This window comes from Lujinxingia litoralis (assembly GCF_003260125.1).
Taxonomy (GTDB): Bacteria; Myxococcota_A; Bradymonadia; order Bradymonadales; family Bradymonadaceae; genus Lujinxingia; species Lujinxingia litoralis.
In genome coordinates this window covers 221379-235777 of sequence record NZ_QHKO01000004.1, presented here as the reverse complement: position 1 = coordinate 235777, position 14399 = coordinate 221379, and the positions used below count along the sequence as shown (strand labels likewise).

Here is a 14399-nt window from a genome sequence, read left to right as displayed (position 1 = left end):
CTGCAGGGTGAGGTTCTGGCTCAGGGACGGCGAGCCCGGGCCACCCGGTCGCGTCCGCCCAGATCGGGTAGGATATCGATGTCCTTAAAACCGGCGTCTTCGAGCAGCCCGGTGACCGCCGCGCCCTGGCGGTAGCCGATCTCAAGGAGGAGGTAGGCGCCCGGTTTGAGCACATCAAGGCTCGCAGGAATCAGGCGCCGCAGAATGTCGAGACCGTCCTCCCCCGAGAAGAGGGCGGCGGCCGGTTCGAAGTCGCGCACATCGCGCATGAGCTCCTCGCGTTCCGACTCGCCAATGTAGGGCGGATTGCTCACCAGCATGTCGAGCGCGTGCCAGTCAGCCGGAAGCGCCTGGAGCAGGTCGCCCTGGAAGAACGACACCCGGTCGCTGAGGTCCAGAAGTTCGGCATTTTCTTTTGCGAGCCCCAGCGTCTCGGCGCTGATATCGGTGGCGGCAACTCGCAGATCGGGGCGTTCCGCGGCCAGGGCCAGGGCGATGGCGCCGGTGCCGGTGCCGATATCGGCCAGTCGGAGCTCCTGGTCAGCGTCGGGGGCCGGCAGGAGTTTGAGCGCCGCCTCGACCAGGGTTTCGGTATCCGGACGGGGAATCAGCGCCCGGGCATCGGTCTTGAGCGTGATGTTCCAGAAGCCACGCTCGCCAAGGATGTAGGCCACCGGCTCGCCGGCCGCCCGGCGCTTGATCATCTGGCGGTAGGCCGAGAGTTCGGATTCGATGAGCGGGCGGTCAAACTGGGCGTAGAGCTGAATCCGTGGCAGGTCCAGCGCGTGGCCCAGCAAGATCTCGGCGTCGACCCGTGGCGAGTCGCAACCACGCTCACCAAGGAAGTCGGTGGTCCAGCGCAGGATTTTCAGGATCGTCCAGGGGGGGCCGAGTGTCTCAGAGCTGCTCATGATCGCGCTCGCTTCAAGGTCGAAAAAGGGCCGCGCAGGCCCGGCTCAGGGCGCTTTGATAGTCGAGATCGGCGCGGCTGAAAAGGCCGAGCGCTTGACGCGATGGAGGTGTGTGCATAAGGTTCAGCCGGTTTGTTGCGCGCCGAGCGTGACACCCGATGTTCTGCATGCTCTCCGACGTGCCGGCATGGCCCGGGGATGCCTCCCGAAAGATTTCTGTTTTGATCGCGTGGCGATCGTTCAAGGAGTAGTTATGGCTCGCGTAACCGTTGAAGATTGCCTGGAGCACATTGAGAACCGCTTCGCGTTGGTGATGCTGGCCACCCAGCGTGCCCGCGAGCTGCGTCGTAACAATGACCGGATCTTCCCCTCCTCGAACAAAGAGGCGGTGCACTCCCTGCGTGAGATCGGCGCGGGCTTTGTGCGCTTTGATGAGAAGAGCAAGCGCAAGCTCTCCAAGGCGCTGGGACACGACGAGCTGGCTCAGGAGCAGGCCGAGAAGAAGGGCTGAACCCCTGGTGGCCGGGGAGTTCGCCCCGTTAAGGCGGGGAGACTCAGGCCTCGCCAGTGCCGTTTCCGGGCAGACCGCCCAGATGTTGCCAGTCCGCCGCATCGAGCTCGCCGGAGCGCATCCAGCGCAGCAAGAGGCGCTCGTGGTCGGGCTGGCCCCGCTGGGAGACGAGCTGAAAGGCGTCGACTACGACGTCAAAGCAGCGGGTGAGTTCTTCAAAAATGATATGGAACGCCCCGCCGGGCTGCTTGTAGGCCATCAGCTCGCCAAGGCGTCCGTAGGCCACCCGGCCCATATCTCGGTAGTAGCCCGATTTGACCGGCGTGCGGTCCAGACGCTCCTCGAAGAAGCCGCAGGAGAAGAGGCTGGCGTCGCCCAGGCGGCGGTAGGCATCGATGCGACGCTCGCCAGCGGCATTCATCGCTTCACCCAGGATAAAGGCCGCCGGCCGGTCAAAGCCAATGGTCTGGGCGCTCTCGGCGTTGGAACGGGCGAACCCTTCCAGGAGATAGACCAGGTAGGTCTGGGTCTCCTCGGCGGTGGTCAGTCCCAGAGCCTGAAAGGCGTCGGCCAGTTCGGCGCGGAAGTAGTGGAGCAGGTTAGCGACCCGGTGGATGGTGTGGTGCGAATCCGTCATGCGATACCTCCCGGACTCAAGAGTGGTTTCCGAGCAGCGTGCTGAGGTGCTGATCGGCGTGGTCGTCGGTCCCCCGGCAGATGGTCCAGTGTAGCGCGAGGTGGAGGCGGTGGCACGAAAAAGGTCGCAAGGTCGCGTTTTTGCGGCCTTTTTGAGCGTGTGGGCGCTGAGCCTGGGGGGCTTTCTGGGACAGGCTATCCTGGCTCCGGGGCTGGTTCAGGCCCAGGAGCAGGGCCAGCGTGTGGCCTGGCAGGTGGAGGGGGAGGGGGCGGATGCGCTGATCGAAGCGGTGGCGCAGGCGCTGTCGACGGAGCGGTCGCGGCATCTTTTGACCCCGGAGGATATCGAGGCGCAGGTACGCGCCGGAGTTCGACCCTGGCCGAGCTGCGCGCTGGGGGTGGAGCCCTGTGGCTCGGCCACCGCCCTGGCCATGGACGCGCTCGGCGTGGAATTGCTGGTGCGCGTGGAACTCGCGCAGGTGCGTCCTCAACTAGAACTTAACTACGAGATCGTGGACTGGCGAGGGGCCCAGGTCTCCGCCGGGTCGCTGCGGGAGCGCGACGCGCGGGCTGCCGGGTTTGAGCTGGTGCGAGAACTCTTCGACGCCAGTGGTGTGATTTCGGTGGAGAGCAACCCGCCCGGGGCCCAGCTCTGGCTGGCCGGCGAGGCGGTGGGGCGCACGCCCTGGAGCGGTAAGCGCGCGGTGGGGCACTACGACTTTGAGTTGGTGCTGGAGGGGTACGCCCGGGCCGAAGGCAGCGTGGAGCTGGGCAGCGGGGCGGCGGTGCGTGTGGACCGCACGCTCGCAGAGCTGCCCGGGCGGCTGCGGGTGCTGGGGGCGCCGCAGGATGCCGAGATCTGGATTCAAGACGCGCCGATGGGGCGCGCCGACGAGCTTCTGGAGCTGCCGGCGGGGCGCTACGCCATGGAGCTGCGCGCGCCGGGGTTCGAGTCGCTGACCCGGGTGGTCGACGTGGAGCCGGCTCGCCTGACCGAGACCACCGTGACGATGGTCAACGAGAGCAGCCTGCTGCGCGACATTGATGTGGCGGCGCTGGTGGCCAACCGCCTCCAGCTGGTGGCCGCCCTGGAGCTGGGGATCCACAGCAGCGACCCGCGCCAGGCCCGAGGCAAGGCCCAGGGCCTGGAGTACAGCTTTGAGGGGTGGACCGACCAGGGGCAGCTCTCGGATGAAGCTCGCCGGCGCCGCACCCTGGTCTCCGGCGGTCTGCGCCTGGAGGCGCTCTGGGAGGGGGAGCGCTGGGGCCTGGGCCTGCTGTCGCTGAGCTATCGGGGCGGCGGGGTGGAGGAGGCGGCCGCGCTGCTGACACGCCCCGGCGGCGGCAGCGCGCCGGCAGTGATCGAGGGGCGGCAGGTGCTGGTGCTCCGCCCGATGCAGCTGCGCTACCGCTACATCTGGCAAAACCTGGTGCCCCACCTGGAGACCGGCCTGGGCGTAAGCTGGGAGCACCTGCGTGCCCGGGAGACGAGCACCGACGAGATGATCACGCTGACCCAGACGCACGCGATCTGGTCGCTGGGTGCCGGGCTGCGCTACCACTTCGACGCCCGCTGGTCGGCGGGGGTCAGCTACCGCGTCGAGAAACTTTTGGGCGGGGATCAGCGCGCGGCTCACGTGCTGGGCATCAGCATCGGTATGGGACTCCCCGATGTCCCGGGTCTTCGGCCCCAACCCCCGGAGCAGCTATGAAGTCCTGTCTGAACGCCGGCGCCCTGCTGACCCTGGTAGCCGGGCTGCTCCTGAGCGCGGGGCCGGCCGCCGCCCAGCCGGCCCCGGAAGACGCGCCGGCCCGGGCGCCTGAAACAAGCGCTGATGAGGAGGCGCCCGCCGGAGGGCAAGAGAGAGATGCGCCCGCCGGGGGGCCTGCGACGGAGGCGCCCGAAGATGGCGAGCGTCTGAGCGCCTATCAGGCGGCCCTTGATCGGGGAACCTCCCGCTATAATGGCGGCGAGTATGAAGCCGCGCGCCAGGCCTTCGTGCAGGCCGCGCAGATTGTACCCGGTCAGGCCGCGTCGTATCGCAACCTTGCCCGGGCGAACTTTTGGCTGGAGCGCTACGCGGAGGCCACCCACCACTACGATCATTACCTGCGTCTGGCGCCGGAGGCCGGCGATGCCGAGCAGATTCGTCTGGAGCGGCGCATGGCCGCGACCCGGGCGGCCGGGCAGGGGTATGTGGTGCCCGGTGCGCAGCGCCAGGCGCTGGAGGCGCTGGAGCGGGAGCTGACCCGGGGTCAGGCCCTGACCCCGGCCGGCGGCGGCGCCTACGGCCTCTACCAGACCGTGCTGCGCATGGGCTACGCCGCCCCGGAGCTCGCCCAGATTCAGGCGCGCCTGGCCCAGCGTCTGGTCGATGAGCACGACGCCGGGCTGCTCGCAGCGCCTTCGGGGCTGGTGCCCACCCTCGATCAGCAAGACTGGGCCGTGCAGCGCGAGCGCCTGCAGCTGGCCGCCGAGCTTACGCCCGATCCGCTCACCGCCGAGCTGGTGGAGCGCCGCCTGCTGGTGGTGGAGGCGGCCGAAGCGCTGCTGGGCTCGCGCCTGGATCGGGCAGCCGAGCGGGCGCAGGAAGCTGCCGAGGCCAACCCGGACCTGCGTTTCGTGGGCTGGTACCAGGTGGCGGCGCTGGCCGCCGGCGGGGAGCATGAGCGCGCCCTGCAGGCCCTGGATGCCTTTCGGGCCCGCGCCGACTGGGATGCTCCGACCGATCGCCAGGCCGCCGTACTCCGCGCGCAACTCCTGCAGGCGCTGGGACGCAGCGAGGAGGCCGCGCGCGCCCTGGAATCGGCGCTGCGCGAATGATGTTTTAAGCTATTGACCCGGCAGGGGCTGTGTATACGTTCAGCCCCGACACGAAGGACCCAACGAGGTCGGCACCCGTGTGCCGGCCTTTTGTATCGGAGGCCGTACCATGATTTTTGATCCCGTTTATCTGCTGGTGCTGGGGGTTGGCGGCGTGCTGAGCATGGTGGCTCAGGTGTGGGTGAATTCCGCGTTTAAGAAGTGGAGCCGCGTGCCCACCAGCCGCGGGATGACCGGTCGTCAGATCGCGCAGGCGATTCTGGATGCGCAGGGCATTCGCGATGTGGGCATTGAACCGGTCCAGGGGATGCTCTCCGACCACTACGATCCCACGGCCAAAATGTTGCGACTAAGCCCCGATATCTACAACGGGCGCTCGGTGGCCGCCGCCGGCATCGCGGCGCACGAGGTCGGTCATGCCATTCAGCATAAAGAGGGCTACGCGATGATGAAGCTGCGCCAGAAAATGGTGCCGGTGGCCAACATCGGGACCAACCTGGGGCTGTGGATCACCATCGCCGGCATCGTCATCGGGCTGAGCGGGTTGGCCACGGTCGGGGTGGTGCTCTTCGGGGGCGCGGTGGCCTTTACCCTGGTGACGCTTCCGGTGGAGTTTGATGCCTCGGCGCGTGCAAAGCGGGTGCTCGAAGCGCAGGGCTTTGTCAGCGGGGAGGAAGCCCGGGGTGTTAATACGGTGTTGAGCGCGGCGGCCGCGACCTATGTGGCGGCGGCGGTTGGGGCGGTGCTGCAGCTGGTGTACTGGGCCTGGCGCGCCGGCTTGATGGGCGATCGACGCTGAGGCATCAGGGGGCTCCCTGGCGAGCCCCCGTGCGCGCGATGTAGGCTCACCTCATTAAAAAGGTCGGGGAGTGTCTGATGGGCAGGGCTACCTCCCCGGAAAAGTGGCGAAGCGTGTCCGGGGGGCCGTGGCGAGGAGCACTCGGAGATTTGCTTTCTGGGGCGCCGGGAAGGCGTTTGACGTCGGGGGCCGGAACAAAGGGAGACGTCCGACGGTGGTTTTTGTGCGGCGTTGGTGTTAGGAGGGCCGCGCCAATCGTCTTTTTTACTCGCAGGAGTCTCAGGTGTTCTCGATCCATGATCTGGGCGTGCTCTACGGCGCACGCACTCTGTTTACCGGCGCGACCATCGCCTTTGACGGCGGCTCGCGCTACGGGATCGTCGGGGCCAACGGCGCCGGAAAGTCCACGCTTCTGCGGGTGATCTCGGGCCAGGAAGAGCCCACCTATGGGGATGTCGCCATTCCCAAAGACCGGCGCGTGGGGGTGTTGCGCCAGGACCACTTCCAGTTCGACGAGGTGCCCATCCTCGATGTGGTGATGATGGGGGTGCCCGAACTCTGGGCGGCCATGGAAGAGAAAGAGGCCATGCTGGCCCGGGCCGCCGAGGCTCCGGAGGCCTTTGATGTGGACCGTTTCGGCGATCTTGAAGATGTCGTCATGGCCTATGATGGCTACTCCATGGAGGCCCGGGCCGCCGACATCTTAGAGGGGCTGAACATCCCCACCGAGAAGCATCGCGAGCCCCTCTCGGCGCTCAGCGGCGGCTATAAATTGCGCGTGCTCCTGGCGCAGACCCTGGCGGGCAACCCCGACATTCTCCTGCTCGATGAGCCCACCAACCACCTGGATATCGTCTCGATCGCCTGGCTGGAGCGCTTCCTCAACGACTACGCCGGCTGCGTGGTGGTCGTCTCTCACGATCACCAGTTTCTCAACACGATCTGCACCCACATCATCGACGTCGATTACGAGCAGGTCACCGTCTACAAGGGCAACTACGAGCGCTTTGAAACGGCCAAGGTCGAAGATCGCGATCGTAAAGAGGCCAAAATCGCCAAGCAGCAGGCTTTTATCGCCGAGCAGGAAGCGTTCATTAAGCGCTTTAAGGCCAAGGCATCCAAGGCGCGTCAGGCGCAGAGCCGCGTTAAGCAAGTCGAGAAGATGGAGGTCGAAGAGCTGCCGCAGAGCTCGCGCATGTATCCGAAGTTCAACTTCAAGGCGGCGCGCGACACGGGCAAAGAAGTGCTGCGTGTGGAGGGGCTGACCCGCTCGTTTGAAGAGCGCACCGTGCTCAATGACGTCACCTTCAGCATCAACCGCGGCGACCGGGTGGCGATTGTGGGGCCCAACGGCATTGGTAAATCCACGCTCCTGAAGCTGGCGATGGGCGAGCTTGAGCCTGACTGCGGTGAGATCGAGTGGGGCCATGCGGTGGAGCCAGGGTATTTTTCGCAGGACCTGGCTGACCTGAAGGGCAGCGCGGAGACGACCCTGCACGACTGGCTCTGGAGTCACTTCCCCGATAAGCCCAATGGCTTTATCCGCGGTAAACTCGCCGAAGTTCTTTTTGGAAAGGAGGATATTGAGAAGCGCGTGGGGGCGCTCTCCGGCGGTGAGAAGGCGCGTTTGGCCTTTGCGCGTCTGGGCGTTGCCGAGCCCACCGTGCTGGTGCTCGACGAGCCGACCAACCACCTCGACCTGGAAGGGATCGACTCGCTGGCCAAAGGGCTGGAAGCCTACCCCAACACCGTGCTCTTTGTGTCTCACGATCGCTGGTTTGTGCAGCGGTTGGCCACGCGGGTGCTGGAGATCACGCCCCAGGGGGTCAACGACTTTAAGGGCGGGTACGCCGAGTTCTTGCGGTGGCGCGAGGGCGCCGACCACCTGGACCGGGCCGAGGTGGCCAGCGCCGGGCGCTGAGCCTGGCCGAGCTCAGGAGGACTTTTTGCGTCGGGGGCGCATCAGTCCCTCCTGGGCCGTGGACGCGACCAGCTCCCCCTGCTGGTTGAACATGCGCCCGCGCACCAGCCCGCGACCGCCGCTGGCCGAGGGGCTCTCCACGATGTGCAGGAGCCAGTCGTCGAAGCGGAAGGGGCGGTGGAACCACATGGCGTGATCCAGGCTGGCGACCTGCATGGAGGGCATCAGCCAGGAGACGCCGTGGGGGTACATGGCGGTGGCCAAAAAGTTAAAGTCCGAGGCGTACGCCGCCATCGACTGATGAATGCCCGGGGTCTCCGGGAGCGTGCCGGCGGAGCGATACCAGGCGGCGCTCTCCGGCTCGCGGATGGTGGGTTTGAGGTAATTCATCGGGCGCACCGGGCGGATCTCGATGGGGCTCTCCGCGGTGAAGCGCTCGCGTAGCGGCGCGGGGATCTGCTCGGCGATGCGCCGGGAGAGCTCCACCTGGGAGAGGAGCCCCTCGGGGCCTTTGACCTGCGGCATCTCGTCCTGGTGATCGTAGCCCGGCTGAGCCTTCTGAAAGGAAGCCGACATGCTGAAGATCGGGCGTCCCTGCTGAATGGCGACCACGCGGCGAGTGGTGAAGCTGCCGCCGTCACGGATGCGCTCGACGTCGTAGACGATCGGGGTGTTGACGTCGCCCAGCAACAAAAAATAGCCGTGCAGGGAGTGCACGAAGCGATCTTCGGGCACGGTCTGAATCGCGGCCGAGAGCGCCTGCCCGAGCACCTGTCCGCCAAAGACCTGACCCCAGCCCAGATCCTGGGAGCGGCCGCGGAAGAGGTTGACTTCGATGCGCTCAAGCGCCAGCAGATCGACGAGTTGTTGGAGGACTTCGGTCATGGGAGTTCTCAGGGGCGGAGCGGGGAGTGGGGCGAAAAAAATCTGGCAAACTTTGAATACCCGGGGTGCGCCTTCGTCTGCGGCGGCACCGCTTGCGGCATCCTTCCACGCGCTCTCTGCAGGTTCAAGTCGTACGCCCCTGGCATAGGGCAGCGGACTGGCGAGCGGGCCGGTGTTGTTTTTTGCTGCGCTTGAGCAACCCTTAGTGCAGATTTAACAGAAGCAAGAATACAACGATGTGTGCGCAGGTGTGTCGCCGGAGCGGCCTGGTACGCCCCTCCATGATCGCGCGCCAACGCGCCAGCAGACGAGTGATCGCTATGATGATGAACTGGATTCGCCAGGGGGGGGTGGGCGCGGCGTTCGCGCTGGTCGCGCTCACCGGATGTTCGGATGCTGCCGACGACGCAAACGTCGGGCAGCTCTCGCAGGCCGCGGTGACCTGCGCAGCCACGAGCTGCCAGGCGCCGACGCCGTATTTCAACCAGGCTCTCTGTGCCTGCGCGCCCTGCGCGCTCGATGCGCATTGCCCCGGCGGCGCCACCTGTGATGCGGCCGGTCAGTGTGTGGCCACGCTGGAGTGCGAAACCGTCAGCGATTGTGCCGCAGCAGAGGTCTGCCAGGCGGGAGTCTGCCGCGAAGCGACAGGCAGCGATGGCGAGCAGTACGCCGGGGAGCCCGACCCTCCGACCTGCGACCCCGACGATCCGGGGGCCTGCGGTGTGGGACAGGTATGCAACCCGCAGACGCTGCAGTGCGAGACGTCGATCACGACCTGCGACGAGGTTCCCTGTCACCCGGAACTGACCTGCCTGCGGCGCTGCCGGCCTGTGCGAGGGCTGTACCGATGGCTTTGATGAGCGATGCGCCAACGGCAGCTTCTGCTTTGGCGGCCTCTGCCTCCAACTCTGAGGAGATGATCATGTTGAGAAAGCAATGTGTGATCGTGCTGGTGGTCTCTCTGATGACGGCGGCGTGCAGCGATGATTCCAGGAATCGCCGGGGCCCCGACGACTGGGATCTTAACGACGATGTGTCGGTGGAGGATGACGCCGGCGATGTTGGTGATGAGGTCGATGGCGATGTCCTCGATGCGGACGCACCGGACGCGGACACGCCGGATGCAGACACACCGGATGCGGACACGCCGGATGCAGACACGCCGGATGCGGACATTCCGGACGTAGATACGCCGGACGCGGATACGCCGGACGCGGACACTCCGGATGCAGACACGCCGGATGCAGACACGCCGGATGCAGACACACCCGACGCCGATGAGCCCGATGTCGAGATGCCCGGGACCTGCGTGGAGCTCTGGGCTGGTGGGGCTCCGGCTGGCGAGGACTTCGACTTTGGAGCGCAGAACGAAGCGACGACCCTGAGCTTTGAGCTGCGACTCTGTGAGGGCGCGGCACCCACGCGCGTCAATTCGCTGGAGGTCGTTGGCGACGCCTACACCCTGGCACTGGGCAGTGTGAGCGGGTGGCCGGCACCGATTGAAGAGGGGCGAACGCTGAACTTCACGCTGACCTTCGATCCTCAGGAGGTGGATCTGGATGGGGAGCTGGTGGTGGGCGTTGTGGATGGCCCCGGGGAGTTTCGCTTCGGGCTGACCGGCGAGCGCATGGATTACTCACCCGAGTGCCCGGTGGTCACGCCCCAGGCCGCCCCCAGCTTCACGGCGGTGGGGCCGGCCAACCCGGGCGAGGCCACCGGCGGGCTCTTCGATTTGAGTGTGGCGGGCACCTACGTCCCGGCGCGCTTTAGCGCCCAGTGGTATGTGGTGGAGACCCCGGTCGGGGCAACCTCGCCAGTGTTCTACGATCGCAGCGATGAGGCCCCCACCCGGGTGCGCTTGGACGCGCCGGGGGACTATGTGATCGGGCTGAAACTCCGTGATGAGCAGCTCGGCCAGGACTGTGCTCCGGAGATGTTGCCGGTGGCGGTGATTGAAAGCGCGTTTGGCGACAACGATGCCGTGGTCACGGTGACCTGGTCCAACGCTCAGGTGCCCAATCCCTCGGAGGGGAACGGCACGGATATGGACCTGCACCTGTGTCACCCCGATGGTGAGTTCAATACCACCGATGGGTGGTGTGTGTACTGGAGGTCGGCAGCGACGGTCTGGCATACCGGGAATGCCGAGCTGGTCATCGACGATCTTTACGGGGTGACCGGTGAGATGATCAGCCAGGAGTTCGCGCTGCCGGGCTTTAGTTATCGGGTGGGGGTTGAGTACTACAGTGACAACGGCTACGGCCCGTCGCTGGCCACGGCCAAACTCTACCAGCGCGGGGTGGAGGCGCATGTGCAGACTCGGCTCCTTCAGTACCTCGATTTCTGGCGGCCCTTTGACTTCGATCCGGCCACCGGCGTGACCGTGGTAGACACCGTGCAGGCAGGGTCGCCCTTGCCCTGATGGCGAGTAGGGTTGGCGGGCGCTGGTCCAACGCGCCCGGCTGGCCTAGATTCATTGCCGCGCCCGCCGAAGCGGGCGCGGCTTTTTTATGGCCGTCGTCCGTGTCGGACGATGGCGCAGGGTCCGAGGAGAGTACGATGAGTGAGCGATTTTTAGCCCATACCGGCGCGCGGGTGCCGATGATCTGCGGGGCGATGTACCCCTGTTCCAACCCCGAGCTGGTGGGCGCGGTAGTGGGCGCCGGGGCGGTGGGGGTGGTGCAGCCGCTCTCGATTGTGTTTGCACATCGCCTGGATCTGCGCACGTCGCTGCGCCAGATGCAGAGCCAGAATCAGGGCGGGGCGCTGGGCTTTAACGCGCTGGTGGAGAAGTCCTCCAAGGTCTACGAAGACCGCATGCGCAAGTGGGTCGACATCGCGCTGGAGGAGGGGGTGCGCTTCTTTGTGACGGCGCTGGGCAACCCGGACTGGGTGGTCGAGAAGGTGCACGCGGTGGGCGGGGTGGTCTACCACGACGTGACCGAGCGCAAGTGGGCGCTCAAGGCGCTGGAGAGCGATGTGGACGGGCTGATCTGTGTCAACGGCCGGGCCGGCGGCCATGCCGGGGCGAAGGGGGGCGAAGAGCTCTTTGAGGAGCTCCATGACCTGGGCGTCCCCCTGGTGATGGCCGGCGGGGTGGGAGGACCCCGGGGCTTTGTCGAGGCGCTGGACCGGGGTTACGAAGCGGTGCAGCTGGGCACCCGCTTTATCGCCACCGAAGAGTGCAGCGCCCACGCCGACTACAAGCAGGCCATCGTCAAGGCGGGCAAAGACGACATCGTGCTGACCCGACGCATCTCCGGGGTGCCGGTCTCGGTGATCCGCACTCCCTTTGTGGAGCGGGTGGGCACCGAGGTGGGACCCCTGGCGCGCCGGATGCTGCAGCATCCGCGCTTTAAGCACTGGATGCGCGGGTTTTATGCGGCCCGTTCGGTCTGGTCGCTGGGGCGGGGCGCCACCCGGGACGGCGGGTACAACGACTACTGGCAGGCCGGAAAGAGTGTCGACGCCATCGATCGGGTGCGTCCGGTGGCCGAGATCGTGGCCGAGTTTGAGGCCGCCTATCGGGCTGCGCGCGCGCAGGCCGGCTGAGCGCGCTGTTTTGAGCTCGTCCGAGCGCTCTTAGATTCATAGGGCAGACTGTGGGATTCCCCCCTCTTTAAGCCGTGGTGTGCCTATGACTCTCTCCGAGCGACGCGGGCCAGCCTACCAGATCCGCACCGAGCGTCTGATGGTGCGCTGCCTGAACCCCGAGGACGCCCTCCTCTTTCAGGAGGCGGTCGACGATAACCTGGAGCACCTGCGCCCCTGGCTCTCTTGGACGCGGCACGAGCCCCGCGACCTCAACGAGAAGATCGAACGTCTGCGCCAGCTGCGCAGCGCGTTTGATGCGGGGCGCGACTTTGTGTTCGGGCTTTTCACCCCCGACCAGACCCGCATCATCGGGGCCTGTGGCCTGCAGACACGCCAGGGCCCCGGCGCGCGCGAGGTGGCCTACTGGGTGCACCGCGACTTCTGCCGGCGCGGCCTGGCCACCGAGGTGGCCGCCGCGCTGGTGCGGGTGGCCTTTGAGGTGGAAGGGGTCGGGCGCGTGGAGATCCGCTGCGATCCGCGCAACACGCCCAGCGCCTGCATCCCCCGAAAACTGGGCTTTGAACACGAGGCCACCCTGCGCGGGCGCAAGCGCGACGCGCAGGGCAACCTCTGCGATGAGATGATCTGGACGCTCTTTGCCGAGCACTACCCGGGGAGCCAGGCCCGTGAGCGCGCGGTGTGCGCCTACGATGTGCTGGGGCGGCGCCTGATCTGAGGCGGTACTGCGCGCCTCTCTCAGAGCTGGCTGCGCAGGATGCGGGGCAGGTCTTCGGCCACGACTCGATCTTCGTAGTGGCGCATCGCGTCGGGGTGTTTTTGCAGGTACTGGCGCACCGCGTCGTGCGCGTCCAGGGTGTGGATGCGGGTGTTCTGGGCGTTGGGAATGCGGCAGAGCATGTGGGGCTCATCGCCCTCGCGCTCGCAGGCGGTCAACGTGTACAGGCGCTCGTCGTCCAGGAGTTCCCCGCCCACCCGGATCTCTTTGACGCGCTCCCCGCGAGGGGCCCGGGCCTCAAAGCGCACGCTCATATTGGAGGGGCGAGGAATCCAGCCCCCGAAGCGATCGGCGGGATTGTGGGCAAACACGTTTTCCAGCTCGCGCTCCCAGAAGGCGCGGATCTGGGCTCCGCTCACCTGGCCGGTCTTCAGCTCGGTGACCACCGGGTAGAACTTCCAGAGGTCCCCCTCGACGATGGGGCCGGGGAGCACCGGGTTGCCAAAGCGAAACCCGTTGGAGAGGGCGATCTCGGTGCCGGTGGCCTCCCGGAGCGCGTCGGAGAGGAGGTTGTCCAGGGTGGTCTCGATCACGTTATGGCGCGCCAGCACCCCGGAGGTGTGGCCGATCACCTGCGAGAGCTCCGCGCGGGTCGGGGCGGTGGCCTGGTCGATCAGCGCCCGCACCTCGGCATCTTCGGGGTAGGCCTCGGCGGTGAGCTCGATGAGCTCCCAGCGTTTGTCGACGATCTGCCCGCGGTGCACCTTAAGGTCCAGGCGGCCCAGAAAGGAGCCAAAGGCGCCGGGCTCCACCACCCAGGTGCTCTTTTCGACGATGGGCTCGTAGGTGCGCTCGTGGGTGTCGCTGGAGAGGTGCACGTCGATGCCCTCCAACTCCCCGGTGAGTTGCACGGCTTTGGCCAGGCCGATGTGGGAGAGGAGCAGCACGACGTCGGCGCCCTGATCCTGGCGCACTTCGTCGATCAGCGCCGGGAGCTCTTCGGGGCCCTGGTAGCTTAAGCCCCGGCTGTAGGCCGGAGGCTGGCGAAAGGGCACATCCGGGTCGGTGTAGCCGATCACGGCCACCTTCACCTCGCCGACCTCGCGGATGATGTAGGGGGCGAAGAGGCGCTCCCCGGAGGCCTCATCCCGCAGGTTGGCGGCAAAGAGGGGGAAGTCGAGCTCGGCGGCGCGATCCTTAAGGACCTGCGGGCCGTAGGCCACCTCCCAGTTGCCGGGAATCGCCGCGTCGAGGCCTAAGGCGTTGAGCGCCGGGACCACCGCGGCGCCCTGGGTCAGGGCCGCTTCGCCCGCGCCCTGGAGGGTGTCGCCTCCGTCGAGCACCAGGACCCGGCCGGGGTTCTCGGCTTTGATCGCGTCGATGGCCGCGGCCACCCGGGCAAATCCGCCGGCCATCTCCAGGCGATCCTCCTGGCCCTCGTGCCAGAAGAGCTCCGGGTGCTCGTAGAGCTGGGCGTGGAGGTCGGCCACAAAGAGCACGGTGAGCTCGTGGGGCGCGTCGGAATCGTGAAGCTGCTCATCGGCACGGGCATCCCCGGGCCTGGCAAGGGAGGGGTTGGCGCCGGTGGCGCAGGCGGCAATAAGCCCGCCGGCGCTCAGGGTCAGGAGAGGCAGAGCCATGT

Annotated in this window: 13 protein-coding genes; 9 read left to right on the top strand and 4 right to left on the bottom strand. The window is 66.7% G+C overall.

What is annotated here, in order from left to right; translation table 11 throughout:
- Window positions 1–20: 20 nt before the first annotated feature.
- Complete coding sequence (prmC, locus tag DL240_RS10555) at window positions 21–911, bottom strand: peptide chain release factor N(5)-glutamine methyltransferase (protein WP_111729858.1); 891 nt, start codon at window positions 909–911, stop codon at window positions 21–23.
- Between the two features lie 253 nt (window positions 912–1164).
- On the opposite strand from prmC, the gene rpoZ reads away from it, so the two are divergent.
- Window positions 1165–1422 carry a DNA-directed RNA polymerase subunit omega gene (gene rpoZ, locus DL240_RS10550; RefSeq protein WP_111729857.1) on the top strand — a complete coding sequence of 86 codons (258 nt, stop codon included), beginning with the start codon at window positions 1165–1167 and terminating at the stop codon, window positions 1420–1422.
- 43 nt (window positions 1423–1465) lie between these two features.
- Here rpoZ and DL240_RS10545 read toward each other — a convergent pair whose 3' ends face one another.
- Entirely contained in the window at window positions 1466–2059 is a 594-nt protein-coding gene (locus DL240_RS10545) for a hypothetical protein (protein ID WP_111729856.1), read from the bottom strand.
- Window positions 2060–2168: 109 nt separating this feature from the next.
- Between DL240_RS10545 and DL240_RS10540 the strand changes: the two genes are divergently transcribed.
- From DL240_RS10540 to DL240_RS10525, 4 genes are all read left to right on the top strand, one after another.
- Window positions 2169–3770 carry a PEGA domain-containing protein gene (locus DL240_RS10540; protein WP_146618237.1) on the top strand — a complete coding sequence of 534 codons (1602 nt, stop codon included), beginning with the start codon at window positions 2169–2171 and terminating at the stop codon, window positions 3768–3770.
- Window positions 3767–4882, top strand: coding sequence for a tetratricopeptide repeat protein (locus DL240_RS10535; RefSeq protein ID WP_111729854.1), 1116 nt, complete (start codon window positions 3767–3769; stop codon window positions 4880–4882). The genes DL240_RS10540 and DL240_RS10535 overlap by 4 nt, the downstream gene beginning before the upstream one ends.
- Window positions 4883–4991: 109 nt before the next feature.
- Entirely contained in the window at window positions 4992–5681 is a 690-nt protein-coding gene (locus DL240_RS10530) for a zinc metallopeptidase (RefSeq protein WP_111729853.1), read from the top strand.
- A 283-nt stretch (window positions 5682–5964) separates the two neighbouring features.
- A complete protein-coding gene (locus DL240_RS10525; RefSeq protein WP_111729852.1) occupies window positions 5965–7602 on the top strand; it encodes an ABC-F family ATP-binding cassette domain-containing protein in 1638 nt (545 codons plus the stop codon).
- Window positions 7603–7614: 12 nt separating this feature from the next.
- On the opposite strand, the gene tesB is transcribed toward DL240_RS10525, so the two are convergent.
- A complete protein-coding gene (gene tesB, locus DL240_RS10520; protein ID WP_111729851.1) occupies window positions 7615–8487 on the bottom strand; it encodes an acyl-CoA thioesterase II in 873 nt (290 codons plus the stop codon).
- A 320-nt stretch (window positions 8488–8807) separates the two neighbouring features.
- Here tesB and DL240_RS10515 point away from each other — a divergent pair, with 320 nt between their 5' ends.
- The 4 genes from DL240_RS10515 to DL240_RS10500 all read left to right on the top strand — a co-directional run bounded on the left by DL240_RS10515 (window position 8808) and on the right by DL240_RS10500 (window position 12757).
- Window positions 8808–9344: a hypothetical protein gene (locus DL240_RS10515; RefSeq protein WP_111729850.1), complete on the top strand. Its 537-nt coding sequence runs from the start codon at window positions 8808–8810 to the stop codon at window positions 9342–9344.
- A gap of 65 nt (window positions 9345–9409) precedes the next feature.
- Window positions 9410–10909, top strand: coding sequence for a hypothetical protein (locus DL240_RS10510; protein ID WP_111729849.1), 1500 nt, complete (start codon window positions 9410–9412; stop codon window positions 10907–10909).
- Between the two features lie 137 nt (window positions 10910–11046).
- Window positions 11047–12039: an NAD(P)H-dependent flavin oxidoreductase gene (locus DL240_RS10505; protein WP_111729848.1), complete on the top strand. Its 993-nt coding sequence runs from the start codon at window positions 11047–11049 to the stop codon at window positions 12037–12039.
- A gap of 85 nt (window positions 12040–12124) precedes the next feature.
- A complete protein-coding gene (locus DL240_RS10500) occupies window positions 12125–12757 on the top strand; it encodes a GNAT family N-acetyltransferase (protein ID WP_199589790.1) in 633 nt (210 codons plus the stop codon).
- A gap of 20 nt (window positions 12758–12777) precedes the next feature.
- Here the strand turns inward: DL240_RS10500 and DL240_RS10495 are convergent, their stop codons facing one another.
- Window positions 12778–14397: a bifunctional metallophosphatase/5'-nucleotidase gene (locus DL240_RS10495; RefSeq protein ID WP_111729847.1), complete on the bottom strand. Its 1620-nt coding sequence runs from the start codon at window positions 14395–14397 to the stop codon at window positions 12778–12780.
- Window positions 14398–14399: the final 2 nt, after the last annotated feature.

Bases quoted from the DNA above. Each gene is read 5' to 3' on its own strand.
- DL240_RS10535 (WP_111729854.1), top strand. From the start codon at position 3,767: ATGAAGTCCTGTCTGAACGCCGGCGCCCTGCTGACCCTGGTAGCCGGG.
- DL240_RS10530 (WP_111729853.1), top strand. From the start codon at position 4,992: ATGATTTTTGATCCCGTTTATCTGCTGGTGCTGGGGGTTGGCGGCGTG.
- prmC (WP_111729858.1), bottom strand. From the start codon at position 911: ATGAGCAGCTCTGAGACACTCGGCCCCCCCTGGACGATCCTGAAAATC.
- tesB (WP_111729851.1), bottom strand. From the start codon at position 8,487: ATGACCGAAGTCCTCCAACAACTCGTCGATCTGCTGGCGCTTGAGCGC.
- DL240_RS10500 (WP_199589790.1), top strand. From the start codon at position 12,125: ATGACTCTCTCCGAGCGACGCGGGCCAGCCTACCAGATCCGCACCGAG.
- DL240_RS10510 (WP_111729849.1), top strand. From the start codon at position 9,410: ATGTTGAGAAAGCAATGTGTGATCGTGCTGGTGGTCTCTCTGATGACG.
- rpoZ (WP_111729857.1), top strand. From the start codon at position 1,165: ATGGCTCGCGTAACCGTTGAAGATTGCCTGGAGCACATTGAGAACCGC.
- DL240_RS10545 (WP_111729856.1), bottom strand. From the start codon at position 2,059: ATGACGGATTCGCACCACACCATCCACCGGGTCGCTAACCTGCTCCAC.
- DL240_RS10515 (WP_111729850.1), top strand. From the start codon at position 8,808: ATGATGATGAACTGGATTCGCCAGGGGGGGGTGGGCGCGGCGTTCGCG.
- DL240_RS10505 (WP_111729848.1), top strand. From the start codon at position 11,047: ATGAGTGAGCGATTTTTAGCCCATACCGGCGCGCGGGTGCCGATGATC.
- DL240_RS10495 (WP_111729847.1), bottom strand. From the start codon at position 14,397: ATGGCTCTGCCTCTCCTGACCCTGAGCGCCGGCGGGCTTATTGCCGCC.